Origin of the sequence: Pseudoxanthomonas winnipegensis (genome assembly GCF_030322905.1) — a bacterium.
Classification (GTDB): domain Bacteria; phylum Pseudomonadota; class Gammaproteobacteria; order Xanthomonadales; family Xanthomonadaceae; genus Pseudoxanthomonas_A; species Pseudoxanthomonas_A winnipegensis.
On record NZ_CP095475.1, the window covers coordinates 3,988,775 to 4,015,654 of the forward strand.

At 73.0% G+C, this 26,880-nt stretch carries 23 protein-coding genes; 9 read left to right on the top strand and 14 right to left on the bottom strand.

Features of this window, described 5'->3' with window-relative positions; translation table 11 throughout:
* Window positions 1–24: 24 nt before the first annotated feature.
* Entirely contained in the window at window positions 25–3,408 is a 3,384-nt protein-coding gene (locus tag MWN52_RS17570; RefSeq protein ID WP_286575702.1) for an ankyrin repeat domain-containing protein, read from the bottom strand.
* Window positions 3,401–3,661 carry a YcgL domain-containing protein gene (locus MWN52_RS17575; protein WP_130521674.1) on the bottom strand — a complete coding sequence of 87 codons (261 nt, stop codon included), beginning with the start codon at window positions 3,659–3,661 and terminating at the stop codon, window positions 3,401–3,403. The genes MWN52_RS17570 and MWN52_RS17575 overlap by 8 nt, the downstream gene beginning before the upstream one ends.
* Window positions 3,662–3,839: 178 nt before the next feature.
* On the opposite strand from MWN52_RS17575, the gene MWN52_RS17580 reads away from it, so the two are divergent.
* From MWN52_RS17580 to MWN52_RS17595, 4 genes are read left to right on the top strand one after another with little or no spacing between them, the layout of a single operon-like run.
* Window positions 3,840–5,033, top strand: a complete 1,194-nt coding sequence (locus tag MWN52_RS17580) for a beta-ketoacyl-[acyl-carrier-protein] synthase family protein (RefSeq protein ID WP_286577786.1) — start codon at window positions 3,840–3,842, stop codon at window positions 5,031–5,033.
* On the top strand, window positions 5,030–5,815 hold the full coding sequence (locus MWN52_RS17585; protein WP_286575703.1) for a beta-ketoacyl synthase chain length factor: 786 nt from the start codon (window positions 5,030–5,032) through the stop codon (window positions 5,813–5,815). Before MWN52_RS17580 ends, MWN52_RS17585 begins: the two co-directional genes overlap by 4 nt.
* Window positions 5,812–6,624, top strand: a complete 813-nt coding sequence (locus MWN52_RS17590; RefSeq protein WP_130521672.1) for a glycosyltransferase family 2 protein — start codon at window positions 5,812–5,814, stop codon at window positions 6,622–6,624. The genes MWN52_RS17585 and MWN52_RS17590 overlap by 4 nt, the downstream gene beginning before the upstream one ends.
* Before the next feature lie 2 nt (window positions 6,625–6,626).
* Window positions 6,627–8,249 (top strand): NAD(P)/FAD-dependent oxidoreductase, encoded by a 1,623-nt coding sequence (locus MWN52_RS17595; protein ID WP_286575704.1) that lies wholly within the window; start codon window positions 6,627–6,629, stop codon window positions 8,247–8,249.
* 193 nt (window positions 8,250–8,442) lie between these two features.
* Here the strand turns inward: MWN52_RS17595 and fabG are convergent, their stop codons facing one another.
* From fabG to MWN52_RS17640, 9 genes are all read right to left on the bottom strand, one after another.
* Window positions 8,443–9,189: a 3-oxoacyl-ACP reductase FabG gene (gene fabG / locus MWN52_RS17600; RefSeq protein ID WP_286575705.1), complete on the bottom strand. Its 747-nt coding sequence runs from the start codon at window positions 9,187–9,189 to the stop codon at window positions 8,443–8,445.
* 200 nt (window positions 9,190–9,389) lie between these two features.
* Window positions 9,390–9,833, bottom strand: a complete 444-nt coding sequence (locus tag MWN52_RS17605) for a hotdog family protein (protein ID WP_286575706.1) — start codon at window positions 9,831–9,833, stop codon at window positions 9,390–9,392.
* Window positions 9,826–12,186 carry an MMPL family transporter gene (locus tag MWN52_RS17610; RefSeq protein ID WP_286575707.1) on the bottom strand — a complete coding sequence of 787 codons (2,361 nt, stop codon included), beginning with the start codon at window positions 12,184–12,186 and terminating at the stop codon, window positions 9,826–9,828. Before MWN52_RS17610 ends, MWN52_RS17605 begins: the two co-directional genes overlap by 8 nt.
* Window positions 12,183–12,863 (bottom strand): LolA-related protein, encoded by a 681-nt coding sequence (locus tag MWN52_RS17615; protein ID WP_130535411.1) that lies wholly within the window; start codon window positions 12,861–12,863, stop codon window positions 12,183–12,185. The genes MWN52_RS17610 and MWN52_RS17615 overlap by 4 nt, the downstream gene beginning before the upstream one ends.
* Window positions 12,757–13,740, bottom strand: a complete 984-nt coding sequence (locus MWN52_RS17620) for a lysophospholipid acyltransferase family protein (protein ID WP_286575708.1) — start codon at window positions 13,738–13,740, stop codon at window positions 12,757–12,759. The genes MWN52_RS17615 and MWN52_RS17620 overlap by 107 nt, the downstream gene beginning before the upstream one ends.
* On the bottom strand, window positions 13,737–14,018 hold the full coding sequence (locus tag MWN52_RS17625; protein WP_130521822.1) for an ApeI family dehydratase: 282 nt from the start codon (window positions 14,016–14,018) through the stop codon (window positions 13,737–13,739). Before MWN52_RS17625 ends, MWN52_RS17620 begins: the two co-directional genes overlap by 4 nt.
* A gap of 8 nt (window positions 14,019–14,026) precedes the next feature.
* On the bottom strand, window positions 14,027–14,779 hold the full coding sequence (locus tag MWN52_RS17630) for a lysophospholipid acyltransferase family protein (protein ID WP_379655806.1): 753 nt from the start codon (window positions 14,777–14,779) through the stop codon (window positions 14,027–14,029).
* A gap of 126 nt (window positions 14,780–14,905) precedes the next feature.
* Window positions 14,906–15,634, bottom strand: coding sequence for a COG4648 family protein (locus tag MWN52_RS17635; RefSeq protein WP_286575709.1), 729 nt, complete (start codon window positions 15,632–15,634; stop codon window positions 14,906–14,908).
* 23 nt (window positions 15,635–15,657) lie between these two features.
* Window positions 15,658–15,927 (bottom strand): phosphopantetheine-binding protein, encoded by a 270-nt coding sequence (locus MWN52_RS17640; RefSeq protein WP_130521821.1) that lies wholly within the window; start codon window positions 15,925–15,927, stop codon window positions 15,658–15,660.
* A 137-nt stretch (window positions 15,928–16,064) separates the two neighbouring features.
* On the opposite strand from MWN52_RS17640, the gene MWN52_RS17645 reads away from it, so the two are divergent.
* Window positions 16,065–17,444 (top strand): NAD(P)/FAD-dependent oxidoreductase, encoded by a 1,380-nt coding sequence (locus tag MWN52_RS17645; RefSeq protein WP_286575710.1) that lies wholly within the window; start codon window positions 16,065–16,067, stop codon window positions 17,442–17,444.
* A 9-nt stretch (window positions 17,445–17,453) separates the two neighbouring features.
* A complete protein-coding gene (locus MWN52_RS17650; protein WP_286575711.1) occupies window positions 17,454–18,455 on the top strand; it encodes a chorismate transformation FkbO/Hyg5 family protein in 1,002 nt (333 codons plus the stop codon).
* A 378-nt stretch (window positions 18,456–18,833) separates the two neighbouring features.
* Here MWN52_RS17650 and MWN52_RS17655 read toward each other — a convergent pair whose 3' ends face one another.
* From MWN52_RS17655 to MWN52_RS17665, 3 genes are all read right to left on the bottom strand, one after another.
* Complete coding sequence (locus MWN52_RS17655; RefSeq protein ID WP_286575712.1) at window positions 18,834–19,856, bottom strand: hypothetical protein; 1,023 nt, start codon at window positions 19,854–19,856, stop codon at window positions 18,834–18,836.
* Window positions 19,853–21,190 (bottom strand): AMP-binding protein, encoded by a 1,338-nt coding sequence (locus MWN52_RS17660; protein WP_425608137.1) that lies wholly within the window; start codon window positions 21,188–21,190, stop codon window positions 19,853–19,855. Before MWN52_RS17660 ends, MWN52_RS17655 begins: the two co-directional genes overlap by 4 nt.
* Window positions 21,191–21,269: 79 nt before the next feature.
* Window positions 21,270–22,616, bottom strand: a complete 1,347-nt coding sequence (locus tag MWN52_RS17665) for an AMP-binding protein (RefSeq protein WP_286575714.1) — start codon at window positions 22,614–22,616, stop codon at window positions 21,270–21,272.
* Between the two features lie 161 nt (window positions 22,617–22,777).
* On the opposite strand from MWN52_RS17665, the gene MWN52_RS17670 reads away from it, so the two are divergent.
* Genes MWN52_RS17670 through hemF form a run of 3 tightly spaced genes read left to right on the top strand, consistent with a single transcriptional unit; the run spans window position 22,778 to window position 26,854 of the window.
* A complete protein-coding gene (locus MWN52_RS17670) occupies window positions 22,778–25,156 on the top strand; it encodes a S9 family peptidase (RefSeq protein WP_425608052.1) in 2,379 nt (792 codons plus the stop codon).
* The gene (locus tag MWN52_RS17675) at window positions 25,153–25,755 is read left to right on the top strand and encodes a hypothetical protein (protein ID WP_286575715.1); all 603 of its coding nucleotides are present in this window, start codon (window positions 25,153–25,155) and stop codon (window positions 25,753–25,755) included. Before MWN52_RS17670 ends, MWN52_RS17675 begins: the two co-directional genes overlap by 4 nt.
* Before the next feature lie 31 nt (window positions 25,756–25,786).
* Window positions 25,787–26,854, top strand: coding sequence for an oxygen-dependent coproporphyrinogen oxidase (hemF, locus tag MWN52_RS17680; protein ID WP_425608053.1), 1,068 nt, complete (start codon window positions 25,787–25,789; stop codon window positions 26,852–26,854).
* Window positions 26,855–26,880: the final 26 nt, after the last annotated feature.

Here is a 26,880-nt window from a genome sequence, read left to right on the forward strand (position 1 = left end):
GGGGAGGGAAGCGGTGCGCCGCCTTCAGCGCGGGTCGCGCAGGAAGCGCGCGATCGGCGCACCGGCGCCGGGCACCACGGTCGGCGCCAGTTCGCCGGCCACATCGACGAAGCCGCGCATGATCGCGATATCGCGCGGGATGCGGTTCAGCGCATCGCGCTGGGCCGGGTCGGCGCCGGCGCGCAGCAGGCGCTGGACCACGCGCAGCAGGCCGTGCAGCGCGGCCAGATGCAGCGGGCCGAAGCCGCGCGGATCGCGCACGTCGAGCGCGACGCTCTCGTCGAGCAGGCGCTCCAGGCCGGCCAGGATCACGTCCTCGTCGCAGGCGGTGCCCGGCTCGGCGCGCGCGCCCAGCAACAGCAGCAGCGGGGTGACCGTGCCGCCGTCGGGCCCGTCGGGCTGCGCGCCGGCCAGCAGCAAGGTATCCAGCAGCGCCAGCAGGCGCGGCCGGTCGCGGGCGATGAAGCCGAACAGCCCGGCGCAGTGCAGCGCGGTCAGGCCCTGCGCATCGACCGCGTGCACGTCGGCCCCGGCGGTGAGCAGGCGCGCGGCGACATCGGGCAGGCCCAGCGCGGCGGCCAGCATCAGCACGCTGACCTCGCCGGGCAGGCGATACTCGATGCTGGCGCCGGTATCGAGCAGGGCGCCGACGATCGCGGTCTGGCGCATGCTCACCGCCGCCGACAGCGGCGTGGCGCCGGTGCGCGCGGGGCGCTGCGGATCGGCGCCGCGCGCCAGCAGCAGGTCGACCACCGCGCCGTGGCCGCCGCCGGCCGCGCGCAGCAGCGCGCTGCAGCCCTGCGCGTCCTGCGCGTCCACGTCGAAGCCCAGGTCGAGCAGGCGGCGCACCGCGTCGGCGTCGCCGGCCTTGGCCGCGGCCGGCAGGTCGGCCGGCTGCAGCGCGCGGCGCGGCAGCGGCCAGACGCGCCAGTCCAGCCAGTCGGCCAGGTCGCGGCGGCCGGCCGACAGGGCCACGCCCAGCGGCGTCTGGCCGTCGGCGGCGCGCGCGTCGGGCGAGGCGCCGGCCGCGATCAGGCGCCGGACCATCGCCACATTGCCCAGCGCGGTCGCCAGGTGCAGCGCCGACATGCCGCGCGCGTCGCGGGCCTCGCGGTCCACGCCGAGGGCTAGCAAGGCCTCCACTAGCGCCGGCCAGTCCAGCCGCACGGCCAGAGGCAGCGCGCGGTCGCCGCCGGGCGCGGGGGCGAAGGGATCGGCACCGCGGGCCAGCAGTTCCAGCGCCATTGCGGCCACCTCCGGCCGGGTGCGCGCATCGGAGGCCAGGCAGGCGGCCAGGAAGCGCGCCAGCCCGGCGCTGCCGGCGGGCGACAGGCCGGCGTCGAGCAGGACCCGGATCACCGGCAGCGCCGCCGGCCCGCGCGCCATCGCCGCCAGCAGCGGCAGGTCGCCGCGCACGTCGGGCTGTTCGCCCGAGGCGCCGTGTCGCAGCAGCCAGGCCACCGCGTCGGCCTGCGCCTGCAGGGCCGGGGCATGCAGCAGGCTGCCGAGCTCCTGCGGCGAGCACAGCCGCACCAGCGCGTCCAGGCCGCGCCGTTCGCCGCGCTCCAGCGCCTCGCGCAGCAGGCCCAGCGGCGCCTGGTCCGGCGGCGGGGCATGGGTGTCAGCCGCCGAGACGGCGGTCGGCAACGGGTAGTCGGGATCGAGCTGGGAGACCAGGGCCCAGCGCCCGGCCGCGGCAGCCAGGTCGGCGGCGCGGTGGCCGGCCAGGTCGCGCCGTTCGGGGTCCACGCCTAGCTCCAGCAGGCGCTTGACCACCGCGGGCACGACCTGCTCGGCGGTGCTGGCCAGCAGCAGCGCGTTGCGACCGCGGGCATCGACCGCCGCCAGGTCGGCGCCGGCGGCGGCCAGGGTGTCCAGCGCGGCGACCCGGCCGCTGCGCGCGGCCTCCAGCCACGGCGTGGCGCCGGCCTCGTCGCGCGCATCGATGCTGGCGCCGGCCGCGAGCAGCGCGGCCAGGATCTCGGCATGGCCGGCCAGGGCGGCCTCGTGCAGGGCGCTGCGGCCGTGCGCGCCGCGCGCATCGACCTTGGCCTTGTGTTTGAGCAGCAGCTGCACGCCGGCCGCGTCGTCTTCCTCGGTCGCGGCGGCGGCCAGCAGCACCGGCTGCCCGCCGGCGGGTTCGGGGCGGGCGCCGCGTTCGAGCAGGAACTTGGCCAGGCGCCAGTTGCCGGCGACGCAGGCGATGCCCAGCGGGGTGATGCCGTCGTGGTTCAGGGCGTCCAGCTCGGCGGCGGCGTCGCGCAGCAGCGCGGCCACGCCGGGGTCGGAACTGCGCGCGGCGTGGTGCAGGGCGGTATTGCCTTCGCGGTCGGCCTGGCGCGGGTCGGCGCCGTTGGTCAGCAGCGTGGTGACCGCGTCCGGGCGGCCGTGCCAGCTGTCGCGGGTCGCCGCCAGCAGCGGGGTCATGCCGGCGTGGGCCTGGTTGAGGTCGATGCCCTTGGCGATCAGGGTGCGCAGCAGGCGCAAGTCGGGCAGCACCGCGGCCAGCACGGCCAGGCTGCGCTGGTCGCGCGCGTCAGGTGGCGGCAGGGCGCGCGGGTTGGCGCCGGCCTCGATCAGCTCCAGCGCGCGCTCGACACGGCCGCTGCGCGCGGCCTCGTACAGCGCCGCCTCCTGGGCCGGACCCGCCGCGGCGGGTGCCGGCGTGGCGCGCGGCGCGGCGGCCGGTGCCGGGGCGGCCGTGGGGCGCGCGGCAGGCGCCGGCGCCGGGGCGAAGGACGGCGGCGCCTTCTGCGCCGGTCGGGCGGCGGGCTTGGCCGGCATGTCCAGCACCGGCAGGCCGCCGGCGCGGGTGGCGCGCTGCAGGCCGGCGTGCAGCAGCGGCAGCGCCAGCGCGTAGACGATCGCGCCGACGGCGCGCAGGGTGCTGGGCCACAGCGCCGGCCAGGCCAGGCTCAGCCCGCCGCCGATGGCCAGGGCCACGGCCGCGGCCACGCCCAGCCCGCGCCAGTCGCCGACGTCGCGGTCGGCCATCGCCCGCCACTGGCGCGAGAGCGCGCCGCCCTCGCGTTCGACCGCCAGCCACAGCGGCCAGGCCCACCACACGCCGATCAGGCAGACGCCGACCACCGCACTCAGGCCCAGCGCGGCGCCCAGCGAGCCGCCGCTGCGCAGCGCCTGCAGCGGCCAGGCCAGCAGCCCGGCGGCGGCCGCGAAGCCCGCGCCCCACACCGCCAGCAGCGGCAGCAGATCGCGCTTGAGGAAGTCGCGCCGCGCCGGCGCGCGGGTGCGCGCCTGCCAGGACACCGCCAGGGCCAGGGCCGGCTGGGCCAGCAGCGCGCCCACCGCGGCAACCGGTCCGCCGAAGAAGGTCAGTGCGGCCAGGGCAAGGCCGGCGAGCAGCGCCACCAGCGCCGCGCGGATCGGCGGACGGACAGGATCAGGCATCGGGCATCGGATCCTGGATCGCCGCCAACGGCGGGAACTGCAGATGGAAGCCCTGGCTGGCCAGGTTCTGCCGCACCACCGCGATGTCCTCGCGCGCCAGCTTGCGCTCGGGAGTCAGGGTCACTTCCAGCACGAAGGCCAGCTCGCCCAGCTGGGCGCGCACCGGCGCGGGCAGACGGGCGAAGTCGTCGCGCGCTGCCAGGTACAGGTACGTGTCGGCCTTGCGCAGGCTCTTGTAGACGAACGCATGCATCCGGTTGCGCGCGAATCCGATTGATCAGGAAAGTCGCAACGATTGTGCGGCAAAGCCCGCAGTGGCGAAACCCGAACCTGAAACGCCACCTGCGCGTGCACACGGTCACGCCGAGGCCGCTGGCTATACTCGAACGCCATCGACTGACACAAAGCTCTGGATGCCGTCCCCGTCCCGCATGACGCCCCTGGCGATCACGGCCTATACCGCCACCACCGCCCTGGGCCATGGCCGCCAGGCGCAGGCGCAAGGCCTGGAAGCGCGCCGCAGCGGCCTGCGGCGCAACGACTTCGGTCCGACCCCGCGCCTGGACTGCTGGATCGGCCGCGTCGACGGCGTCGAGGACGTCGTGCTGCCGGCTGAGCTGGCGCAGTGGGACTGCCGCAACAACCGCCTGGCCTGGCTCGCCCTGCGCCAGGACGGCGTGCGCGACGCGGTGCAGGCCGCGGCAGGCCGCTACGGCGCGGCACGCGTGGCGGTGGTGATCGGCACCTCGACCTCCAGCATCGGCGCCAGCGAGGAGGCCTACACCCGCCTGGAGCAGGATGCCGAAGGCGAGCGCTTCCCCGACGACCTGGCGCGCCCGATCGTGCACACGCCGCACTCGCTGGGCGACTTCGTCCAGCACGCCACCGGCCTGGCCGGGCCCTGCGTGACCGTGGCCACGGCGTGTTCGTCCAGCGCCAAGGTCTTCGCCCAGGCCGCGCGGCTGATCCAGGCCGGGCTGGTCGATGCGGCGCTGGTGGGCGGCGTGGACACGCTGTGCGGCAGCGTGCTGTACGGCTTCAACGCCCTGCAGCTGGTGTCGAAGAATCCGTGCATGCCTTTCGATGCCCACCGCGACGGGCTGTCGCTGGGCGAGGCCGGCGGCTTCGCCCTGATCGAACGCGCGGACCAGGCGCAGGCCGGCCTGCAGCTGCGCGGCTACGGCGAATCCAGCGATGCCCACCACATGTCCGCCCCGCATCCGGAAGGCCTGGGCGCGCAGCTGGCGATGGCCGATGCACTGGCCCGCGCCGGCATCGAGCCCGCGCAGCTGGACTATCTGAACCTGCACGGCACCTCCACGCCGGCCAACGACACGGTCGAGGCGATCGCGGTGGCAAAGCTGTTCCCCGACGGGCTGCACGCGGCCTCGACCAAGGCCTGGACCGGGCACACGCTGGGCGCGGCGGGCATCGTCGAATCGGTGTTCGCGCTGATCGCGCTGGACACCGGCTATCTCCCCGGCACCCTCAACGCCCACACGCCCGATCCGGCGTGCGGTCCCCAGATCCGTTTCGCGCCCGAGCGGCGCCCGGTGCAGTACGCCATGAACAACTCCTTCGGCTTCGGCGGCAACAACTGCGCGCTGGTCTTCGGCCGCGCATGAGCGCCCCGGTCCTGAATGCCCGCGTGGCCGGCATCGGCTTCTGGTGCCGCGGCCTGCCGTCCTGGGACGCCGCGCAGGGCTATGCCCGCGGCGGCGCGCTGCCGCCCGACGCGCCGGCCAAGCCGGCGCCACAGCTGCTCGCGCCCAACGAACGCCGCCGCGCCCCGGAGACGGTGGCCGTGGCCCTGGAAGTGGCGCTGGCCGCATGCCAAGCCGCCGGCCGCGACCCGTCGGCCCTGCCCTCGGTGTTCACCTCGACCCATGGCGATCTGGCGATCACCGACTACATGTGCCGCCAGCTGGCCAGCGACCCGACCGGCATCTCGCCGATCCGCTTCCACAACTCGGTGCACAACGCCGCGGCCGGCTACTGGACCATCGGCGCCGGCACGCATGCGCCGGCCACCGCGATCAGCGCCTTCCACGGCAGCTTCGCCCAGGGCCTGCTCGAAGCGCTGACCCAGCTGGCCACCGGCACGCCGGAGGTGCTGCTGGTGGGCTACGACAGCCAGTCGGTGGGGCCGCTGGGTCGCATCTCGCACAGCCAGGGGCTGCTGGGCGCCGCATTGGTGCTCAGTGCGCAGGGCGAAGGCCTCGCCCTGCGCGCCGCGCTGGGCACCGGCGGCGCCGACCGCGCACCGGCCGGCCCGCTGGAAACCCTCGCCGCCGGCAATGCGATGGCGCCGATGCTGCCGCTGTTCGACGCCCTGGCCCAGGGCGCCGCGCACTGCCACCTCGACGCCGGCCACGGCGCGGTGCTGCAGGTGGAGATCGTCCGATGAGCGCACTGACCATGGACGATGTGGCTGTGGTGATCCCCGCGCTCAACGAGCGGCTGCGCATCCGCGAGGTGGTCGAGGACGCGCTGGCGGTGTGCCCGCGGGTGATCGTGGTCGATGACGGCTCCGACGATGGCACCAGCGACTGCCTGGACGGCCTGCCGGTGACGCTGATCCGCCATCCGCGGCGCCTGGGCAAGGGCGCGGCGCTGCGCAGCGGCTTCGCCGAAGCCGCGCGCCAGGGCGCGCAGGGCGTGCTGACCATGGACGGCGACGGCCAGCACCGGGCCAGCGACTTCCCGCGCATGCTCGAGGCGGCCAATGCCTACCCCGGCTGGGTGGTCAACGGCGCACGCCTGCGCAAGCGCGCCAGCCAGCCGATCATCCGCCGCATCGGCAACGACTTCGGCGACTGGGGCATCGCCTGGGGCTGCGGCTTCCGCCTGGTCGACACGCAGAGCGGCCAGCGTTTCTATCCGCGCAGCGTGTTCACGCTGGACGGGGTGGAAGGCGAAGGCTTCGTGTTCGAGGCGCAGATGCTGATCAGTGCCGCGCGCCGCGCCGGTGCGCGCGTGGTGTCGGTGCCGATCGAGACGCGCTACGCCGGCACCGAGCCGGGCACCTTCCGCAAGAGCCATTTCCGCCTGGTGCGCGACCTGTGCAGGATCACCACGCACGTGGTCGGCCAGGTGCTGCGCCATGGCCGGCTGCTGTCGGTCTATCGCGGCATCCGCGCCACCCGCCCGGTCATCCACGACCCACACGGCGAGTTTGCTAGGGTGCCGGCTCCCTCCCCGGCGGCGGACGCCTGAAGATGAATGCGCGGACCGATGTGGCCATCCTCGGCGGCGGCCTGGCCGGACTGACCCTGGCCCTGCAGCTCAAGGCGCGCGAGCCGGCCCTGGCCATCAGCGTGATCGAGCGCCGCGCCCATCCGGTGCGCGAAGGCGCGTTCAAGGTGGGCGAGTCGAGCGTGGAGATCGGCGCGCACTACTTCAGCGATGTGCTCGGCCTGCGTGCGCACCTGGATGCCGAGCATCTGCGCAAGTTCGGCTTCCGCTTCTTCTTCTCCGAGGGCCAGTGGCGGATCGACCAGTGCACCGAACTGGGCGTGAGCCAGCTGCTGCCCACCCCGTCCTGGCAGATCGACCGCGGCCGCTTTGAGAACTTCCTCGGCGAGCGCGCGCGTGCGCTGGGCGTGGACTTTATCGATGGCGCCAGCGTGCGCGGCGTGGACCTGGCCTCCGGTGAGGCCGATCACGGCGTGCGCTTCGAACGCGATGGCGCGGCGGCCACGCTGGACGCGCGCTGGGTGGTCGATGCCAGCGGCCGCGCCGGCCTGCTCAAGCGCAAGCTCGGCCTGGCCCAGCCCAATGCGCACCATGCCAATGCGGTGTGGTGGCGCGTGGAAGGCTTCATCGATCCCAACGACTGGTCCGACAATCCGGCCTGGCTGGCGCGCTGCACGCCGCCGGACCGCTGGCGCTCGACCAATCACATGTGCGGGCCGGGCTACTGGTTCTGGCTGATCCCGCTGTCCTGCGGCGCGCATTCGCTGGGCATCGTCTGCGATGCCGACGCGCATCCGCTGGAGACGATGAACACCCACGCCAAGGCGATGGACTGGCTGCGCGCGCACCAGCCGCGCGTGGCCGCCGCGCTGGAGCGGCCCGAGCATGCGCTGATGGACTTCATGTTCCTGCGCGATTTCTCCTACGGCTGCAAGCAGGTGTTCTCCGGCGACCGCTGGGCGCTGACCGGCGAGGCCGGGGTGTTCCTGGACCCGTTCTATTCGCCGGGCAGCGACTTCATTGCCATCGCCAACGGCTACATCACCGACCTGGTCGCGCGCGATCGCGCCGGGGAAGGGATCGCACCGTACGCGGGCATCTATAACCAGCTCTACAGCGGCTTCTACGAGAACACGCTGACGCTCTACCAGGGCCAGTACCCGCTGTTCGGCGATGCGCAGGTAATGCCGGTCAAGGTGATCTGGGACTACACCTACTACTGGTCGCTGCTGGCGCCGCTGTACTTCGCCGGACGCCTGACCGATGTGCCGCTGCTGGGGCGGCTGCGGCCGCTGTTCCAGCGCGGACGCGCGCTCAATCTGGCCGTGCAGGCCTTGCTGGCCGAATGGGGCCGGCGCAACGCGCCCCACCCTGCCCCGCTGACCGACGGCCGCCTGTTGGACCAGTACGCGATCGACTGGTTCTTCGAACTCAACCGCGCCTTGAACGACACGCTCGATTCCGACGCCCTGGCCGCACGCCTGGCGTCCAACGTCGCACGCATGGAATGGCTGGCCGGCGAGATCCTGGCCCGCGCCAATGCGGCGCATGCCAACCTGGACGATCATGGCCTGGCGGCCTTGCTGGCCGGCACCGCGCCGCCTATCGCGTCGCTGGAACCCGCCTGGTACGCCGAAGCCGCATAGCGCCCGCTGTGGGTTGTGGGTGTGCCGGGTAGAGCGGAGCTTGCTCCGCTAGGCCTTGCCGATGATCCGGTCGGAACGCAGCGGAGCAAGCTCCGCTCTACAAGGGGCCGCGGCGTGACCTGAGAGACAGTTGCTCCCACAAAAGCGGAGCGCTTCGCCCTGCTTGAGGCAGAGAGCCTATCGGCGGCCCTTCCTACGCCATCCCGCCGTTGACGCCGATCACCTGGCCGTTGATGTAGCCGGCGGCGTCCGAGCAGAGAAAGGCCACCAGCGCAGCGACTTCCTCAGGCTTGCCGGCGCGGGCGGCCGGGACCAGTTGCTTGATCGCCTCGGGCGGGAACTGCGCGCCGATCATCGCGCCCTCGATCACGCCCGGCGCCACCACGTTGGCGGTGATGCCGCGGCTGGCCATCTCGCGGGCCAGCGACTTGGTGGCGCCATGCAGGGCCGACTTGGCCGCGGCGTAGTTGACCTGGCCGCGGTTGCCGATCACCGCCGCGACCGAGGACACGCTCACCACCCGGCCCCAGCGCGTGCGCGCCATCGGCAGCAGCAAGGGCTGGGTGACGTGGAAGAAGCCGTGCAGCGAGACATCGATGACGCGATGCCACTGCTGCGCGCTCATGCCGGCCATCGGCGCGTCGTCATGGATGCCGGCGTTGTTGACCACCACCTGCACCGGGCCGGCTTCCAGCAGGGTGGCGATGGCGGCCGCGCAGGCATCGGCGTCGGCCAGGTCGAAGGCCACGGCCTGCGCGCGTCCGCCGGATTCGGCGATGCGTTGCGCCACGGCCTGGGCGCGCGACAGGTTGCCGTTGGCATGCACGATCACCTCGAAGCCTGCCGCGCCCAGCGCGGTGCAGATCGCCCCGCCCAGGTCGCCACTGCCGCCGGTCACCAGCGCGCGTCGCGCCGGCTTTGAAGTCGTCGATGAAGTCATGGGTGCATGGTAGCAATGCGCTGCATGCGGTCTGGGAGGAGTACCTGTCTCTTCACACCACGTCGCGGCCTCCTTGTAGAGCGGAGCTTGCTCCGCTGCGTTCCGACCGGATCATCGGCAAGGCCTAGCGGAGCAAGCTCCGCTCTACAGCGATTTGGGAGGCTGTTGCTTCTCCCAAGGCCACCGCCCCACCCCTCGCCTCAGCCCAGCATCACCGAGGCGCGGCCTTCGGCCAGCAGGGTGCCGGCGTGCAGGATGCGGAAGCCGTACTGCTGGCTGTCGGGCGTGTGCATCAGCAGCTCAGCATGGCCTTCCAGCGCCTGCTCGAGGCCGTCGAGCGTGTCCACGTGCAGCTGCACGCCGCGCAGTGCCACCAGCATGCCCGGTCGCACCGGCGCGCCGCTGGCCTGGCCGAGCAGGCCGCCGTGGACGGCCATGGCCTGGGCGCCGTATTCGCACAGGTGCACCGCATGCAGCCGGCCATGCCGGCGCAGCGGATGGTCGGGCGCGCGATGGCCGTGGCTGCGCAGGACCAAGGCGGTATCGCGCCAGTCCAGCACTTCCTCCCACAGGCACATCAGGCCCTGGTGCGGCACCAGCCGTGCGATCTCCGCGCGCGTGCGCGGCAGCGCAACCTCAGCCATGCGCGGCGGCCTGCGCGCCCGGCGCATCGTCGCCGCGCGCGTGCTCGCGCGAGACCAGCAGCGCCAGCACGAAGTTGAACACCACGCCCATCGCCACGGTCGAACCGATCGCGCGCAGCACCGGGATGCTGGACAGGCCCAGCAGCACGAACACCAGCAGCGTCATCAGGCTGCACACGATCAGCGCGTGCAGGGTGCGGCGCTGGTCGGCCGCATCGTCGCCGGCATGGTCGAAGAACAGCGCATAGTCCAGGCCCAGCCCGGCGCCAAGGATCAGCGAGATCAGGTGGAACAGGTTGAGCTCCACGCCCGCGCCGCGCAGCACCGCCAGGATCAGCAGCACGCTCAGGCCCATCGGCAGCAGCACGCGCACGATGCGGCGGCGCTCGCGCAGCGACACGCTGACGGCGATGGCCAGCAGCACCGCGGCCACGCCCATGGCCACCAGCACGCGGTGGTAGGTGAGCACCAGCGTGCGCGAGGCCTCGCGCAGGTCCATCAGCTGCGCGCCCGTGCCGGCCAGCGCGGCGGTGAGCGCGGCCGGATCGCGCAGGCCGCTGAGCGAGACCAGGGCGGTGGTGTGGCCTTCGCCTTCCAGCAGCAGGCCCTGCACGCCCGTGGCCAGCGGCGTGTCGGCCAGGTCCGGCGCGTCCAGCGGCCTGGCGGTGCGCGCCTGCTCCAGGTCGGCCAGGAACGGGGCGAAGACATCGCTGCGGAACGGCAGCCCGGCGGTGGCCTGTTCCAGCATCGCGCGCGCGGCCTGCGGCGCGGGCAGCTGCGCCTGGCGCTTGCGCTGGGTCGCGATGGTCGGCAGGTAGCGCGCGGCCATGTCGTAGCTGGCCAGGTTGCCGGCGGCGACCTGCGCGTCCAGGCGCGTGCGCAGGGCGGACGAGGCGGCCAGCGCGGCCTGCCGGTCGGGCGCCTGCAGGCTCAGCACGTACATCACGTCCGGCGCGCCCAGCTCGCTGCGCAGCTCCCCGTCCTGCATCAGCGATTCGCGCGGCACCGGGGTCAGCTTGGACAGGTCGTCCTGCCAGAACGGGGTCGGGCTGGCGACGATCACCACCGCCGCCACCACGGCCAGGCCCAGCAGCGACCAGCGCGGCCGCGGCAGGCGATCGATCAGCACGAACAGCCGCGCCATCAGGCGCGAGTCGGCATAGTCGCGCGGCGAGGGATCGATCAGCGCCGGAAGCAGCAGGCGCGTCAGCAGCGCCGCGCCGCCCAGCCCGCAGATGGTGAACACCGCCAGCTGGCGCAGGCCTTCGACGCCGGAGAAGAAGAAGGTCACATACGCGATGCAGGTGGACACCACGCCGGTGGCCAGCGTCGGCCATAGATGGCGCGCATTGGCGTAGGGCGAGAGCCCCGGACGCTGATGGCTGAACAGATGGATCGGATAGTCCTGCACCACGCCGATCAGGGTGAAGCCGAAGGCCAGTGTGATGCCGTGCACCTGTTCGAAGCACAGCATCACCGCGACCATGCCCACCAGGCCGGCGCTGGCCAGCGGCAGCACGCCCAGCAGCGGGATCTTCCAGCTGCGGTAGGCGATCAGCAGCAGCAGGATCAGCCCGCCGGTGTCGAGCATGCCGATCCACTGGGTCTCGTTCTGCGTGCGCGTGCTGATCTCCACCGAGAACGCGCCCGGCCCGGTCAGCAGCAGCTGGCTGTTGCTGCCCTTGGCCACCGCCTCGAACGCGGCGCGGATGCCACCCACCGCCTGCTGCTGGCCGCTGGGATCGAAGCCGCCGGCCACCGTCTCCACCACCAGCAGCGCGCGCTTGCCGGCCTTGTCGAACCACACCCCGTCGATCAGCTGCGGCGTGCTGGCCGGCTGCAGGCGCTGGGCCACGTACAGCAGTTCGAGCGTGGGATCGCGCGGCAGCATCGGCTCGATCATCTCGGCCGCCGGCGAGCCCAGGTCCTGCACGCGCTCGGCCAGTTCGGCGTGCAGCGTGGCCGCGTCCAGCGGATGGGCGTCGTAGCGGTCGGTCAGCAGGAAGCGGTACGGCAGCCACTTGGCCGGGATCGCATCGCCCGGCGACACGTCGCCGTTGGCGACCATCGAGATCGCCTCGCGCTGGCTGGCCAGACGCGCGCGCAGCGCCTTGGACTGCGCCGCCAGCGTGGCCTGGTCGCTGCCGGACAGGGCCAGCAGCAGCAGGCGCGAACCCGGGCCTTCGCCCAGCTCGTCCAGCAGCAGCTTCTGCGCGGGGGTGCGCGCCTCGGGCATGAACTTGCGCAGGTCGCCGGACAGCTTGAGCGTGCTGCCGATCCACGCGCCGAGCGCGAGCAGGAGCGCCAGCCAGAGCAGCGCCAGGCCGGTGCGCGCGGCGGGCGGCAGACTCACCCGGCGTGGCCGCGGCACAGCGCGGTCAGGGCCGCGCCGTCATCCACGCCCTGGGCCGCATGCGCCGCGCCGGCCAGCAGCGTGCGCTGGGCCTGGCCCTTGGCGTCGGTGGTCTCGATGCAGCGCAGCTCGGCGCCCTGCCCGTAGAGCTGGATGCCGCGCACCGGCACCTTGGCCGCGGTGGCGTCCTTGGGATCCAGGCGCAGCTGCCAGGCCTGGCGCGTGCCGGTGGCGCTGAGCGCGTAATGCTGCTCGAGCTGGCTGGCGTCGCCGCTCAGCAGGGCGCCGAAGCCTTTTTGCAGATCGGCCAGCTCCGGCGCGCGCGCCAGCGAGAAGGTGCGCGTGGCCTTGCCGTCGCGCTCCAGCGTGGCGGTCTGGCCCTTCAGCGTGATCTTCTCGTGGTAGGGCGCGGTGACCTCGCGCACCAGGGTGGTGTCGGCCTGGCGCGCGTAGCGGCCTTCCACGCGCAGTGGCGCCTTGAGCAGGGCCGAGCCGCGCAGCTCGACGAACGGGGTGGAGATATCGCCGCTGCGGGCGATCTTGGACAGGATCCAGGCCGGATCGACCGCGTCAGGCGACGCGGCGGACAGCGGTGCGGCGCTGCACAGCAGCGTCAGCGTCAGCGCCCGGCGCCACAGCGGCAGGATCCGGGTCGGGCTTGGTGTTCCAGAAATCATAGAAGTTGAACCAGTTGTAGGGCGCGGCGCACACATGATGCTCCAGCCGCGCGGCATAACCACGGATGAGTGCGCCCAGGGTCGCGGCGCGGTTGCGGCGCGGCACCTCCAGGCCTTCGCTGAAGGTCTCGAACGCCAGCGTGTAGCGCGCGCGGCCCTGGTACAGGCCGAAGGCCAGCACCACCGGCACCTTGAGCACCGCGCCGATCAGCCACGGCGAGGTCGGGAACTGCGCCTGCGCGCCGAGGAACTGCGCCGGCAGGCACGGGTCCTCAGGCCGCGCGCGGTCGACCAGCAGCGCGACCAGGTGGCCTTCGTCGGTGGCGTGCTTGATCGCCATGACGATCGAGGTGCTGTCCTGGCTGGCGTCGATGATGCAGTCGGCCAGGCGCGGGTTGAGCGCGGCCAGCATCTCGGTCATCGCCGGCGCCTGGGCCTTGTCCAGGACCACCTTGACCTGCACGTCCGGACGCTCCTGGGCCAGCACGCGCAGCGCGTCGAAGCTGCCCAGGTGCGAGCCGAAGATCAGCACGCCGCGGCCCTTGTCCATCTGCGCATGCAGCTGGTCCAGGCCGGTGACGCCGACCTCGAACTCGCCCATGCGCCCGCTCAGCAGGAACACCCGGTCCAGGATCACCGCGGCGAAGGTATGGATGTGGCGGGCGACATCGCGCCAGCGCACCGGGCGATGGAGCACGCGCGCCAGGTAGGCGCGCGAGGCGCGGCGCTCGGGCCCGCGCACGGCCATGAAGTACAGCGTGATCGGCCACAGCAGCGCGCGCGCCAGGCCGCGCCCGCCGTGGCAGGCGATGGCGCGCAGCACGCGCAGGGCCAGACGGTTGCCGCCCTCGGGGCGTTGCTTCCAGGCCGTGCTCATGCGGCCACCACCTCGCCGCTGGCCAGCACGGTGTCCGCGCGCAGCACGCGGAACTTCCAGCGCGGCGCGGCACCGTCCAGCTCCACCCGCGCGGTCTGGTCCGGCAGCAGCGGCTGGACGAACTTCACCTGCGGCAGGCGCAGCGCGCCGGGCAACGGGCCGTGCGCGGCGGCGATCGCCTCCAGCACATGGTCCAGCAGCACCACGCCGGGCACGATCGGCTGGCCTGGGAAATGGCCCGGCAGGGCCGGGTGGTCGGACGCGACAGCGAATTCCATGCCCTGGCTCAGATCCGCGGTTCCAGCATCGTGCGCACGGCGTCGTGGACACGCTGGGTGAGCGCCTGGCGGTCCAGCGGGTCGCCGGGCTGGTGTGGGTCGATCGGCGTGCCGATGCGAACGCGGATGGTGCCGGGCCGCACGCGGAACAGGCCCTGCGGCGGCAGCACCTTGCCGCAGCCGTCCAGCGCCACCGGGATCACCGGCACGCCGGCGTCGATGGCGGCCTGCAGCAGCCCGGCCTTGAACGGCGCCAGCTCGCCGGTGCGGCTGCGCGTACCCTCGGGGAACAGGCACAGGGTCTGCCCGGCGGCCAGCAGCGCGGCGGCCTGGCGGCGCACGATCGCCCCGGCGCGGCGGCTGTCGCGGTCCAGGAACAGCATGCCGGTGGCGCGCGCGTACCAGTTCACGAACGGCACCTTGCGCATCTCGTCCTTGAGCAGGAAGCGCAGCGGCACCGGCACGGCCATGTACAGCGCGCAGATGTCGATCACCGACTGGTGGTTGGAAACGACCAGATGCGGGCGCGACCAGTCGATGTCCTGCCCGCCTTCGACCACCAGTCTGGCGCCCGCCCCGGCCACCAGCACCGGCGCCCACACGCGCGGGGCCATGCGCAGCAGGCGCGCGACCGGCACGCCCAGCACGTAGAGCAGCAGCACCAGGCTGCACAGGGTGGCCGTCCAGAGCAGCGTGAACGCCAGTTGCAGCAGGTTCCAGGCGCCCCAGGCCAGTTGGCCCAGGGACCTCGACGGCTGCACGTCCATGTTCTCTGTCGAAATGCTCATGGCCGACAGGATACCCGGCCGCCGCGCACTTGGGCGGCGGGATTTTGCGATTTTTTAACGCCACTCCGGACCGCACCCCTGGGCCGCGCGTGGCCGCCTTCAGCGCAGCACATCGCGCCAGAAGCCCGGCCCCAGCCGCGCCAGCTGGCGCACGAAGTCGACGAAGTTGCGGTACGGCCGCACCGGAAACCAGCGCGCGCGCAGCAGGTATTCGCCCAGGAAGAACCCGCCGATCACCCCGTAGCCGAGCAGGTTGGCGAACAGCGAGGCGTGCGCGTCGGAGATCGGCCAAGGCGAGGGCCGGCCCAGCTGCGCCAGCACGCCGCCGGGCACCGCGCACAGCGCCAGCGCCAGGTTGGCGAGGGTCATGCCGGCCAGCAGCGCGGTCCAGGCCTGGGTCAGGCGCCGGGTGTAGCGGCGCTGGTCGTCGCTGAGCGGCTGCCCGGCCTGCGCGTACAGGCCCTCGACGATGCGCCCGATCAGCGGCACGCGCCCGGCGCGCAGGCTGCGGCCGAAGAACCAGGCCACCCAGCCGGTGAACACCACCGGCGGGGCGGTCAGCAGCAGCAGCGCGTGCGGCGAGCGCCACAGCGGCACCAGGGCGGCCAGCAGCAGCGCGGCCAGCGCCCAGGCCCACCAGCGCCCCCGGGCGATCGGTTCGATCAGCAGCATCAGCACCAGCGCCGCGCCGGCCAGCACGGCCAGGTCGCTGCGGCCGCTGGCATTGGCCCAATGCGCCAGCGGCGAATAGACCACGGCCAGCACCAGCGCCGCGCCGATCGCCCAGGGCGCGGCGTCGGCCGGCGCGCCCGGCTCAGGCGCGCGCATGGAGGACTGGACGGACCGGAGCCTCAGACGGTCCGGTTGGCCTGGACATGGGCCGACAGCGCGCGCAGCGAGGCGAAGATGCGCTGGTTGTCCTCGTTGTCCGAGCGCAGCTGGAAGCCGTACTTCTTGCCGATCGCCAAGGCCAGCTCCAGCGCATCGATCGAGTCCAGGCCCAGGCCGGTGTTGAACAGCGGCGCCTCCGGGTCGATCGCGCCGGCGTCCACGTCCTCCAGGTTCAGACTCTCGACCAGCAGCTGGGCCAGTTCGTGTTCTTCGGGCGTTTGCGCGGACATGCGGCAGCGGTTTCCAGGGCGTTGAAGGTGCGACACGATGGTGCAAAGGACGGCCGCGCGCAACCTTCGGGCAATGTGGCCGCGCAGGCTATGATGACGCCCTTGTCAGGACTGCCACACGCGAAGGTTCGCGCCGCATGACCCCCGCCACCGCTGCCCAGCCCGCCGCCGATCCCGGCGCCGCCGCGGCCCTGGCCACCGCCCCGACTGGGGCGCCCGACGCCACGCCCGACGTGCTGATCGTCGGCGGCGGCCCGGCCGGCAGCACCGCGGCGATCCTGCTGGCCCGCGCCGGCTGGCGCGTGACCCTGCTGGAGAAGGACCACCATCCGCGCTTCCACATCGGCGAATCGCTGCTGCCGATGACCATGCCGCTGCTGGAACGGCTGGGCGTGCTGGAGGACATGCGCGCGATCGGCACGCTCAAGCTCGGCGCGGACTTCCCCGACGAGCAGGGCGGCTACAACACCTTCAAGTTCGCCCGCGCGCTGGACGCCAAGAGCCCGTTCGCCCTGCAGGTGCCGCGCGCGGACTTCGACCGGATCCTGTTCGACAAGGCCCGCGGCGAAGGCGTGGACGCGCACGAGGGCACGGCGGTGACCGGCGTGGCCTTCGAGAGCGAGCAACCCGTGGTGCGGGTGCGCCAACGCGGCGCCGAGCTGACCCTGCGCCCGCAGTGGCTGCTGGACGCCAGCGGCCGCGACGCCTTCCTCGGCGGCCGGCTCAAGCTCAAGCGCAAGAACCCGCGCCACCAGTCGGCCGCGGTGTTCAGCCACTTCCGCGGCGTAGCCCGGCGGCCCGGCGAGGACGCGGGCAACATCAGCATCTACCGCCATGCGCACGGCTGGATGTGGCTGATCCCGCTGCCGGACGATGTGATGAGCGTGGGCGCGGTGTGCTTCCCCGACTACCTCAAGACCCGCAGCGGCGATCTGGAAGGCTTCCTGCGCCAGACCCTGGCGCTGAACGACGAGGTCGCCCAGCGCATGGCCGGCGCCCAGCGCGTGGCCCCGGTCCACGCCACCGGCAACTACGCCTACGAATGCACGCGCATGAGCGGACCGCGCTGGCTGCTGCTGGGCGATGCCTATGCCTTCGTCGACCCGATGTTCTCCTCCGGCGTGTTCCTGGCCATGCACAGCGCCGAACAGGGCGCGGCGATGGTCGATGCCGCGCTGCGCGCGCCGCGGCAGGCCACGCGCCTGCGCCGCAGGCTGCAGCGGCGGCTGGACGCCGGCCTGGACGAGTTCAAGTGGTTCATCTACCGCTTCACCTCGCCGACCATGCGCCACCTGTTCGCCAACCCGCGCGACGTGCTGGAAGTCGAATCGGCGGTGGTGGCGATGCTGGCCGGCGACGTGTTCGACAGCCCGCGCGTGCTGCGCCGGCTGCGCGTGTTCCGCCTGATCTACGCCGCGCACGTGGCGATCATGGTGCCGGCCGCCCTGCGCGCCTGGCGCAGGCGGCGACGCCAGCTGGCCGAGGGCTTTACCGGCGACACACTGCAGGCCGATTAAACTGATCGCGTGAACTCGCTCTCCGCTTCCGTGCCCCTCGACGCGTCCACCCTGACGGTGGACTACCTCCACGACACCACGCCGCAGGCGCTGCTGGCCGACTACCGCGTGCTGGCGGTGTTCGGCTTCGGCCCCGAGGCGCCCGTCGACGACGATCCGCGCTACCTGCGCGTGCCGCTGGCGCCCTACGGCGCGGCGCCGCTGGAGGTCTGGCGCAGCACCCGCCCGGTCGTGCGCGGGCGCGACGGGGCGATCGCCTGGGCCAGCGACGGGACCCTGCAGTTCGGCGCGATCCAGATCGACGAGGTCGACGGCGACATCGAGACCGCCGCCGTCCAGGCCTATGCGCAGCTGTCCGGCTTCGTGCCCGACGGCGCCACCCCGCACCTGCTGCGCGTGTGGAACTACCTGGACGACATCACCGAAGGCGAAGGCGACGCCGAGCGCTACCGTCACTTCTGCGTCGGTCGCGCGCGTGGCCTGGGCCGCTTCGACACCGCGCAGCTGCCGGCGGCCACCGCGATCGGGCGCGTCGATGGCCGCCGCACCCTGCAGGTGTACTGGCTGGCCAGCCGCGAGCCGGGCACGCCGGTGGAGAACCCGCGCCAGGTCAGCGCCTATCGCTATCCACGCCAGTACGGCCCGCAGCCGCCGAGCTTCGCCCGCGCCATGCTGCCGCCGCCGTCGGTGCACGCCCCGCTGCTGCTGTCCGGCACCGCCTCGGTGGTCGGCCACCAGAGCCTGCACGGCGACTCCACCGCCGCGCAGCTGGAGGAGACCTTCGCCAACTTCGACAGCCTGCTCGCCAGCGCGCGCCGGCACCGGCCGACACTGCCGGCCCAGTTCGACGCCAGCACCCGGCTGAAGGTCTACGTGCGCGACGCCGCCGAGCTGCCCCTGGCCGCCGACCTGCTCGCCCAGCGCCTGCCGGCCTCAGTGCCGCGCCTGATCCTGCACGCGGCCGTGTGCCGCCGCGACCTGCGCATCGAGATCGACGGCGTCCACGGCTGAGCGCGCCGTCGCCGCCACTGGCCGCAGAGCCACCAGGGTTCTCCCACCTGTAGAGCGGAGCTTGCTCCGCTGGGGCTTTCCTCGAACCGAACGAAGAGCAGCGGAGCAAGCTCCGCTCTACAACGAGGCTGCGACCGGGTCAGGAGTCGCGTCGACTTTCGACCCAAACCCATCTCACGAAACGCGCGAGGCAGCGGGCCGGCGGGCGGTGGCCGCGCCGAGCGAGGCAGGATGCCGAGCGCCCGAATCAGGGCAGGATGCCCTGATTGAGGGAAAAGCGGACGCCGCCCGCCGGACCGCTGCCCGTCCGAAGCCAGCGCGCTCAAGCACCCAAGTCGCTCAACCAGGACAGAGGCCTTTAAAGCCCCCGCCAAAAGGTCAATCACCGCAAAGCTTCGGCGTGACATCCGGCACGCCGCCATCGGGCGAGAACGGCAGACCGCCTTCTTCGGGCGCGGGCGCGCTCCAGTCCTGCTGCCACTGACGCGCCAGGGCGTCGGCCTGCGCGAGCTGGGCATCGGACATGTTGCCGCGCAGCCAATCGATGTTGCGCTGGAGCGCGCCGGCGCGGAACCGCTGCATCGGCGCCTGCGCCTGCGCGGACTGCGTGCTCGCCAGCGCCTGCTGCGCCCGCAGATAGAGCGCCAGCGACTTGCTCGGATCCGGCGTCACCACCTGCGCCAGATACGTGCGCCGGCCGGTATCGCGCTGCGGCGAATACGCACCGGCCAGCGCCATCGTGGCCTGGATGCTGCCGCGCTCGGCCGCCTGCAGCGCCAGCCCTTCGGCCTCGTTGCGATAGATCTGCAGCTGCGGCAGCACCTGCAGCGTGTCGCGGGTGCGGAACGCGTTGCCGACCGCGTACTGCGTCAACGCCGGCAGACTGCCGCCCAACGCCGCATCGCGCCACAGGCCCGCACGCTGGGCCGGCGACATTGCCGGCACCCCCTCGCAGCCTTCCGAATCCTGCAGCAGCTGCTGGCCGCGCGCGAGGGACGTGCGCTCCATGTTCTCCTGCGCCTTGGCGCGCTGCGCGGGCTCCATGCCCTCCAGCATGCGCTGCTGCTGCCGGGTCATGTCGTCGAACTGCGCCAGCTGCAGGCGCACGCGCTCGCACTGCTCCAGCTCGGCCGCCAGCCGGCAGGCCGCGCGCGCATCGCCGTTGCCGGCGCGCCGCTTGAGATCGTCGAACACCAGCCGCAGCGGCGTGCCCGTCGCCGGCAGCGGCGTGGTGCTGGCCGGCAGCGCGCTGACGGTCGGCGTGGAGACGGCGGGCGCGGCGGTGTCGGGCGCGGCCACGGCGGCCTGCGTCGGCTCGGGCCTGGCGCGCAACGCCCACCACCCCAGCCCCGCGAGCGCCGCGGCGAGCGCGACACCGACGATCACCGCAGCCGGTTTCACGTCGTCTCCCCGAGCAGGCGCAGCACCTCGGCGCGCGGCAGCTTGCCGGTGTCGGTGCGCGGCAGCGCCTCGACGAAGCGCACCCGCCGCGGCAGGAACACCGGATCCATCGCCCCGCGCAGCGCGGCCAGCAGATCGCCCTCGGACAGGCCCAGCGTCACCACCAGCGCGGCGATGCGGCGCACCTTGCCGGGGCTGTCGAGCTGCACCATCACGCCATCGCGCACGCCGGGCACGGCGCGCAGGCGGCGGGTCAGGTCGGCCAGCGAGGCGCGCTTGCCGGCGATCTCCAGCAGGTCGGCCTGGCGCCCGTGCACGATGAAGCGCCCGTCGCCGAGTACCTCGGTCAGGTCGGCCAGCGCCACCGGCTGGCGCAGATGCGGCGCGGCGATCAGCGTGCCGTCCGGCTGCGGCTGCACGCTCACCCCGGGCAGCGGGGTCCAGGCGCGTTCGATGGCGGTGCGGCGCCTGGCGAAGATGCAGGTCTCGGTCGAGCCGAAGATCTCGCGCACCTGGCCGCCGAAGCGCGCCTCGGCCTGGCGCGCCAGCGCCTGTTCCAGCGGCGCGGTCGCCGACACGCAGCCGGCGATGGCCGGCAGCGACACGCCCGACTCGACCAGGGCGCGCAGGTGCACCGGCGTGGTGATCAGCATGCGCGGCGCGGGCACGTCGGCCAGCGCGCGCGCCACATCCAGCGGGAAAAACGGGCGCGCCCCGTGCAGCACCGCCTCGGTCAGCAGCGGCACCATCACCGACTGCTCCAGGCCGAACATGTGCTGGGCCGGCACGGTGGCGACGATGCTCGGCCGCGCGCCGTCCCACAGGTCGGCCATCGCCGCGACCAGCTGCGCGGTGCTGGCGCGGAACTGCGCCAGCGTCTTGGGGAAGGCCTTCGGCGCGCCGGTGCTGCCGGAGGTGAAGGCCACGGCGAACACCGCGTCCTCATCGACCTCGGGCACCGGGCCGTCGGCCTCGTCCAGCACCTCGGGCAGGCGCCAGTAGTGCGGCGGCGCGACGGCCAGCGCCTGATCGCCCAGCGCGTAGGTGGCCGGCTGCCGCGCCATCACCTCGTCCACCACCGCCGGCGCGCGCGAGGGCGGCAGCAGGGTGACCTGCCCGCGCAGCGCCACCGCGCACAGGGCGACCATGAAGCGGTAGCGGTCCTCGCACAGGTTGACCGCATGGGTGCCGGCCGGCAGCCGCGCCGCCAGCGCACGCACCTGCGCGTGGAAGGTATGCAGCGCGATGTCGCGCCCGCCCGCATGGGCGATCACCCGCCCGGGCGTTCCGGCCCCCAGCGCGCAGCGTCCTGCCGGGCGGGGCAGGGTTTCGATGACAGCCGACATGGCGTGGTGTGAGGTCCTCGTGCGTGACGCGCGCAGCCTGCCGGGCGCGTCCTGATGCGTCCTTGAATCAGTATTCCAGCAGGCGCAGCGCGGCATCGCGCGGCAGCTTGCCGGTCTCCCCGCGCGGCAGCGCGGCGACGAAGCGGATGCGCCGCGGCAGGAACACCGGGTCCATCGCCGTGCGCAGCTGCGCGAGCAGCTCGGTCTCGTTCATGCCCGGGGCGACGACCAGCGCGGCGATGCGGGCCACGCCCATCTCGTCCGGCGCCAGCTGCAGCACCGCGCCGTCGCGCACGCCGGGCACGGCCTGCAGGCGGCGGGTCAGATCGCCCAGCGAGGCGCGCTTGCCGGCGATCTCGAGCAGGTCGGCCTGGCGCCCGCGCAGGTGGAAGCGGCCGTCGGGTTCGACCTCCATCAGGTCGGCCAGCGGCACCGGCTGCGGCAGGTGGCGCGCGTGCACCAGCGTGCCGTCCGGCTGCGGCTGCACCCAGACGCCGGGCAGCGGCGTCCAGGCCGTGTCCAGCGCGGTGCGGCGCTTGGCGAAGATGCAGGTCTCGGTCGAGCCGAAGGTCTCGCGCAGCTCGCCGCCGAAGCGCGCCTCGGCCGCCTGCGCCAGCGCCTGCTCCAGCGGCGCGGTGGCCGAGACATAGCCGGCGATGGGCGGCAGCGACACGCCCGACTCGACCAGCGCGCGCAGGTGCACGGGCGTGGTCACCAGCACGCGCGGGGCCGGCATCTGCGCCAGCGCGCTGGCCACGTCCTGCGGGAAGAACGGCTTGCCGCCGTGCACGCAGGCATCGCTCATCAGCGGCATCACCACCGACATCTCCATGCCGTACATGTGCTGCGGCGGCACGGTGGCCACCAGGCTGGGCGTGGCCTGGCCCCACAGGTCGGCCACGGCGCTGAGGTTCTGCGCGTTGCTGGTGCGGAAGGCCGCCAGGGTCTTGGGGAAGGGCTTGGGCGCGCCGGTGCTGCCGGAGGTGAAGCCGATGCAGACCACCGCGTCCTCGGGCACTTCCGGCACCGGGCCGTCCAGGTGGCCCAGCGTGTCGGGCAGGCGCCAGTAGCCGGCCGGGGCCGGGTCGATGGGCAGGTCGCCCAGCGCGTAGGTGTCCGCATGGCGGTCCATCACGTCGGCCACCACCGCCGGCGCGCGCGAGGACGGCAGCAGGGTCACCTGCCCGCGCAGGGCCACCGCGCAGAACGCCACCAGGAAGCGGTAGCGGTCCTCGCACAGATTGACCGCGTGGCGCCCGGCCGGCAGCTGCGCGGCCAGCGCGCGGACGTGGCCGTGGAAGGTGGCCAGATCGATGGCCGCACCGCCGCTGCGGGCGATGATCCGCGTGGGCGCCCCGAGGCCCAGCGGGCACAGGCCGGCGCGCTGCGGCGCGGATTCGACGACGGCTGACATCAAGACATTCCCCTGGCTGCACCCCGGTCCTGGTCGCCGGGCGAACGGTACTGTCGCCGCTGGGGCCCGCCCGGGCAAGTCGCCGTGACCTTGGTCCGATGCGCCCCGCGCGATGCCGCTGCTACCCTTCGCGGCTCTTTGTCGTCGAGAAGCGCCTGTTCATGCGCCTGCCCGTTGCCGTCCTGTCCTGCCTGCTGCTGTCGCCCGCCGCGCTGGCGCAATCGCCCACGCCGCTGACCATCGAACAGGTCATGGCGGACCTGGACTGGATCGGCCCGCCGGTCGAGGCGCCGCGCTGGACCTGGGACAGCCATGGGGTGGAATACGACCTCAAGCGCAACGGCTCGCCGATCCGCGACACCTTCCGCCAGGAGCTGGGCGCCAGCGCCGCCACGCGCGTGTCCGACGACGCGCGCGACACCCTGGGCGCCCCGGATGCCATCTACGACGCCAAACGCCAGCGCCAGGCCTTCATCCGCAACGGCGATGTGTTCGTGCGCAACCTGCGCAGCGGCGCGCTGACCCAGCTCACGCGCACGCTGGAGGACGAAAGCCAGCCGCAGTTCGCCAGCGACGGCGCGCTGGTGTGGCGGGTCGGCCAGCAGTGGTTCCGCTGGAACGGCACCGCCGTGGCCCAGGCCGCCCAGGCCAAGGCCGAGGACGATCCGGACAAGGCGCCCGAGGCCGACGTCCTGCGCGAGCAGCAGCTGCGCACCCTGTCCACCCTGGCCCGCGACCGCGAACAGCGCGAGGCGCTGCGCCGCCAGGAGGCCGCCTGGCGCAAGGCCGACCCCAGCCGCGCGCCGGCGCCGGTCTACCTGGGCAAGGACGTGCAGATCAGCCAGACCGCGCTGTCCCCGGACGGGCGCTGGCTGCTGGTGGTCACGCAGAAGAAGGGCGCCGACGCCGGCCAGGCCGGCGAGGTCCCGCATTACGTCACCGAATCCGGCTACGCCGAGCAGCAGGAGGCGCGCACGCTGGTCGGGCGCAACTCGCCGATCCCGCAGGCGCTGTGGCTGGCCGACATGGCCAGCGGCACGGTCAAGCCGCTGAGCCTGGACACCCTGCCCGGCATCGCCAGCGACCCGCTGGCCGAGCTGCGCAAGGCCGCCGGCAAGGAGCCGCTGAAGGGCAACCGCGCCGTGCGCGTGGAAAGCGACGGCGACGCCAGCGGCGCGGCGATCCACTGGAGCGCCGACTCGCGCAATGTCGCCCTGCTGCTGCGCGCCACCGACAACAAGGACCGCTGGATCGCCAGCGTGGACCTGGACAACGCGCGCCTGCAGGTGCGCGACCGCCTCACCGACCCGGCCTGGATCAACTGGAGCTTCAACGAGTTCGGCTGGCTGCCGGACAACCAGACCCTGTGGCTGCTGAGCGAGGCCAGCGGCCACTCCCAGCTCTACACCCAGCGCGGCAGCGAGAAAACCAAGGCACTGACCAGCGGCGCGTGGGAGGTATCCGCGCCGCAGGTGGCGGCCGATAGCGAGGGCTTCTTCTTCCTGTGCAACCGCGCCGCGCCGGGCCGCTACGAGGTCTGCCGGACCGAACTGAAGACCGGCAAGGTCGCCGAGGTCACCGCGCTGGACGGCGGCGTGGAGGCCTTCAGCCAGTCGCCGGACGGGCGCTCGCTGCTGGTCCAGTACTCGGCCAGCTACCTGCCCAGCCAGCTGGCGGTGGTGCCGGCCGGCGGCGGCCAGGCCAAGGTGCTGACCGACACGCGCACGCCGGCGTTCAAGGCGGTGAACTGGATCCAGCCGCAGCTGGTGCAGGTGCCCTCGCGCCACGGCGCCGGCGCGATCTGGGGCAAGTTCTACGCACCGGCGCAACTGGTGCCGGGCAAGCGCTATCCGGTGGTGATGTTCGTCCACGGCGCCGGCTATCTGCAGAACGCCATCGCCGGCTATCCGCCCTACCCGCGCGAGCAGATGTTCCACAACCTGCTGGTGCAGCGCGGCTATCTGGTGCTGGACCTGGACTACCGCGGCAGCGCCGGCTACGGCCGCGACTGGCGCACGGCCATCTACCGCAACATGGGCCACCCGGAGCTGGACGATTACCTGGACGGCCTGGAATGGCTGGTGCGCGAGCACCAGGGCGACCGCGACCACGCCGGCATCTACGGCGGCAGCTACGGCGGCTTTCTGACCTACATGGCGCTGTTCCGCGCGCCGGGCACGTTCAAGGCCGGCGCCGCGCTGCGCCCGGTGGCCGACTGGATGCAGTACAACCACGAGTACACGTCCAATATCCTCAACACGCCGGACATCGACCCGCAGGCCTATCGCGTCTCCTCGCCGATCGAGTACGCCGCCGGCCTGCAGGACCGCCTGCTGATCGCGCACGGCATGATCGACGACAACGTGTTCTTCAAGGACTCCATCGACATGACCCAGAAGTTGATCGAGCTGCACAAGGACAACTGGTCCATCGCGCCCTATCCGCTGGAGCGCCACGGCTTCACCCGCGCCGACTCCTGGCTGGACGAGTACAAGCGCGTGCTCAACCTGTTCGACGACACGCTCAAGCCCACGCCATGAGCGCGCCCGTCCCGCCGCCGCTGCCAGGCGCCGCGCCCTCGCCCCGCAGCGGGGCGCAGGGCTTCGTCACCGTGCTGGCCTGGATCACCCTGGCCCTGGCCGCGGTCGGCCTGGCCTACGGCGCGCTGCAGATGGCGATGGCCGGCCTGGTGTCCAGCCCGGCCTATCTGCAGCTGTTCGAGCCGGCCGGCCCGATGCCGCCGCTGATGCGCTGGATGCTGACCCATTACTTCGAGATCGGCCTGGCCGAGGCCATCGCCTCGCTGCTGCTGGCCTGGCTGGGCTGGGGCCTGCTCAAGCGCCGCGAATGGGCGCGCCTGGCCTTCATCGCCTACCTGGCGCAGGGCACGCTGTTGACCTATGGCTCGCTCTGGTACGTGCCGGCGATGACCGAGGCGTCGCTGGCGATGCAGCCCGGGCTGGGCGGCGCCGGTGGCGCGCTGCCGCCGGAGCTGGCCGGCCTGAAGACCGCCGCCCTGGTCTTCAGCGTGATCGTGGCGCTGGTGTTCACCGCGCTGCACGGTGCGATCATCTGGAAGCTGTGCACGGCGCCGGTGCGGGCGCAGTTCGGCAGCGCGCCGACGATCCGCCCGCGCTGAGCGCCACGAAGCGGCCCGTACACTTGCGCGCATGACCCACATCCCCAGCATCGACCTCGTCCGCGACTATCTGGCCGGACTGCAGGACCGCATCTGCACCGCCATCGAGGCCGCCGACGGCCAGGCCCGCTTCGTCGAGGATCGCTGGACGCGCCAGCCCCCGGCCGATGCCGCCTCGCATGCCACCGGCCCCTCCCTGGGCGGCGGTCGCTACCGGCCTCCTGCCTCTCGCGACACTGGCCCGTCCCTGGGCGGCGGTCGCTACCGGCCTCCTGCCTCCCGCGACACTAGCCCTTCCCTGGGCGGCGGCGGGCGCACGCGCATCCTGCGCGACGGCGCCGTCTTCGAGCAGGCCGGCATCGGCTTCTCCGACGTGTCCGGCAGCCGGCTGCCGCCCTCGGCCTCGGCCGCGCGGCCCGAGCTGGCCGGCGCCTCGTGGCGCGCGGTCGGCGTATCGCTGGTGTTCCATCCGCGCAATCCGCATCTGCCGACCACGCATGCCAACGTGCGCCACTTCCGCGCCGAGCGCGACGGGCAGACGGTGGCATGGTGGTTCGGCGGCGGCTTCGACCTGACGCCGTTCTATCCGGTCGATGCCGATGTGCTGCACTGGCATCGCACCGCGCGGACGCTGTGCGCGCCCTTCGGCGGCCAGGCGCGCTACGAGGCGCACAAGCGCTGGTGCGATGAGTACTTCTTCCTCAAGCATCGCGGCGAGACGCGCGGCGTCGGCGGGCTGTTCTTCGACGATCTGCAGGACGACTTCGACGCCGACTTCGGCTATCTGCGCGCGGTCGGCGACGGTTTCCTCGAGGCCTATCTGCCGATCGTGGCCGCACGCCGCGACACGCCCTATGACGAACGCGAACGCGACTTCCAGCTCTACCGGCGCGGGCGCTATGTGGAGTTCAACCTGGTCTACGACCGCGGCACGCTGTTCGGCCTGCAGAGCGGCGGGCGCGCCGAATCGATCCTGATGAGCCTGCCGCCGCTGGTGCGCTGGGAATACGGCTTCACCCCCGAGGCCGGCAGCGACGAGGCGCGCCTGGCCGACTATCTGCGGCCGCGGGATTGGTTGGCCGAGCTCGATTCCCGCTGACCCCGTGCGAGCCGCCCTTGTGGCCT

What these genes read in the sequence shown, in the direction of transcription:
- MWN52_RS17570 (WP_286575702.1), bottom strand. Translation starts at nt 3,408, where the DNA reads ATGCCTGATCCTGTCCGTCCGCCGATCCGCGCGGCGCTGGTGGCGCTG.
- MWN52_RS17575 (WP_130521674.1), bottom strand. Translation starts at nt 3,661, where the DNA reads ATGCATGCGTTCGTCTACAAGAGCCTGCGCAAGGCCGACACGTACCTG.
- MWN52_RS17580 (WP_286577786.1), top strand. Translation starts at nt 3,840, where the DNA reads ATGACGCCCCTGGCGATCACGGCCTATACCGCCACCACCGCCCTGGGC.
- MWN52_RS17585 (WP_286575703.1), top strand. Translation starts at nt 5,030, where the DNA reads ATGAGCGCCCCGGTCCTGAATGCCCGCGTGGCCGGCATCGGCTTCTGG.
- MWN52_RS17590 (WP_130521672.1), top strand. Translation starts at nt 5,812, where the DNA reads ATGAGCGCACTGACCATGGACGATGTGGCTGTGGTGATCCCCGCGCTC.
- MWN52_RS17595 (WP_286575704.1), top strand. Translation starts at nt 6,627, where the DNA reads ATGAATGCGCGGACCGATGTGGCCATCCTCGGCGGCGGCCTGGCCGGA.
- fabG (WP_286575705.1), bottom strand. Translation starts at nt 9,189, where the DNA reads ATGACTTCATCGACGACTTCAAAGCCGGCGCGACGCGCGCTGGTGACC.
- MWN52_RS17605 (WP_286575706.1), bottom strand. Translation starts at nt 9,833, where the DNA reads ATGGCTGAGGTTGCGCTGCCGCGCACGCGCGCGGAGATCGCACGGCTG.
- MWN52_RS17615 (WP_130535411.1), bottom strand. Translation starts at nt 12,863, where the DNA reads ATGATTTCTGGAACACCAAGCCCGACCCGGATCCTGCCGCTGTGGCGC.
- MWN52_RS17620 (WP_286575708.1), bottom strand. Translation starts at nt 13,740, where the DNA reads ATGAGCACGGCCTGGAAGCAACGCCCCGAGGGCGGCAACCGTCTGGCC.
- MWN52_RS17625 (WP_130521822.1), bottom strand. Translation starts at nt 14,018, where the DNA reads ATGGAATTCGCTGTCGCGTCCGACCACCCGGCCCTGCCGGGCCATTTC.
- MWN52_RS17635 (WP_286575709.1), bottom strand. Translation starts at nt 15,634, where the DNA reads ATGCGCGCGCCTGAGCCGGGCGCGCCGGCCGACGCCGCGCCCTGGGCG.
- MWN52_RS17640 (WP_130521821.1), bottom strand. Translation starts at nt 15,927, where the DNA reads ATGTCCGCGCAAACGCCCGAAGAACACGAACTGGCCCAGCTGCTGGTC.
- MWN52_RS17645 (WP_286575710.1), top strand. Translation starts at nt 16,065, where the DNA reads ATGACCCCCGCCACCGCTGCCCAGCCCGCCGCCGATCCCGGCGCCGCC.
- MWN52_RS17665 (WP_286575714.1), bottom strand. Translation starts at nt 22,616, where the DNA reads ATGTCAGCCGTCGTCGAATCCGCGCCGCAGCGCGCCGGCCTGTGCCCG.
- MWN52_RS17670 (WP_425608052.1), top strand. Translation starts at nt 22,778, where the DNA reads ATGCGCCTGCCCGTTGCCGTCCTGTCCTGCCTGCTGCTGTCGCCCGCC.
- MWN52_RS17675 (WP_286575715.1), top strand. Translation starts at nt 25,153, where the DNA reads ATGAGCGCGCCCGTCCCGCCGCCGCTGCCAGGCGCCGCGCCCTCGCCC.
- hemF (WP_425608053.1), top strand. Translation starts at nt 25,787, where the DNA reads ATGACCCACATCCCCAGCATCGACCTCGTCCGCGACTATCTGGCCGGA.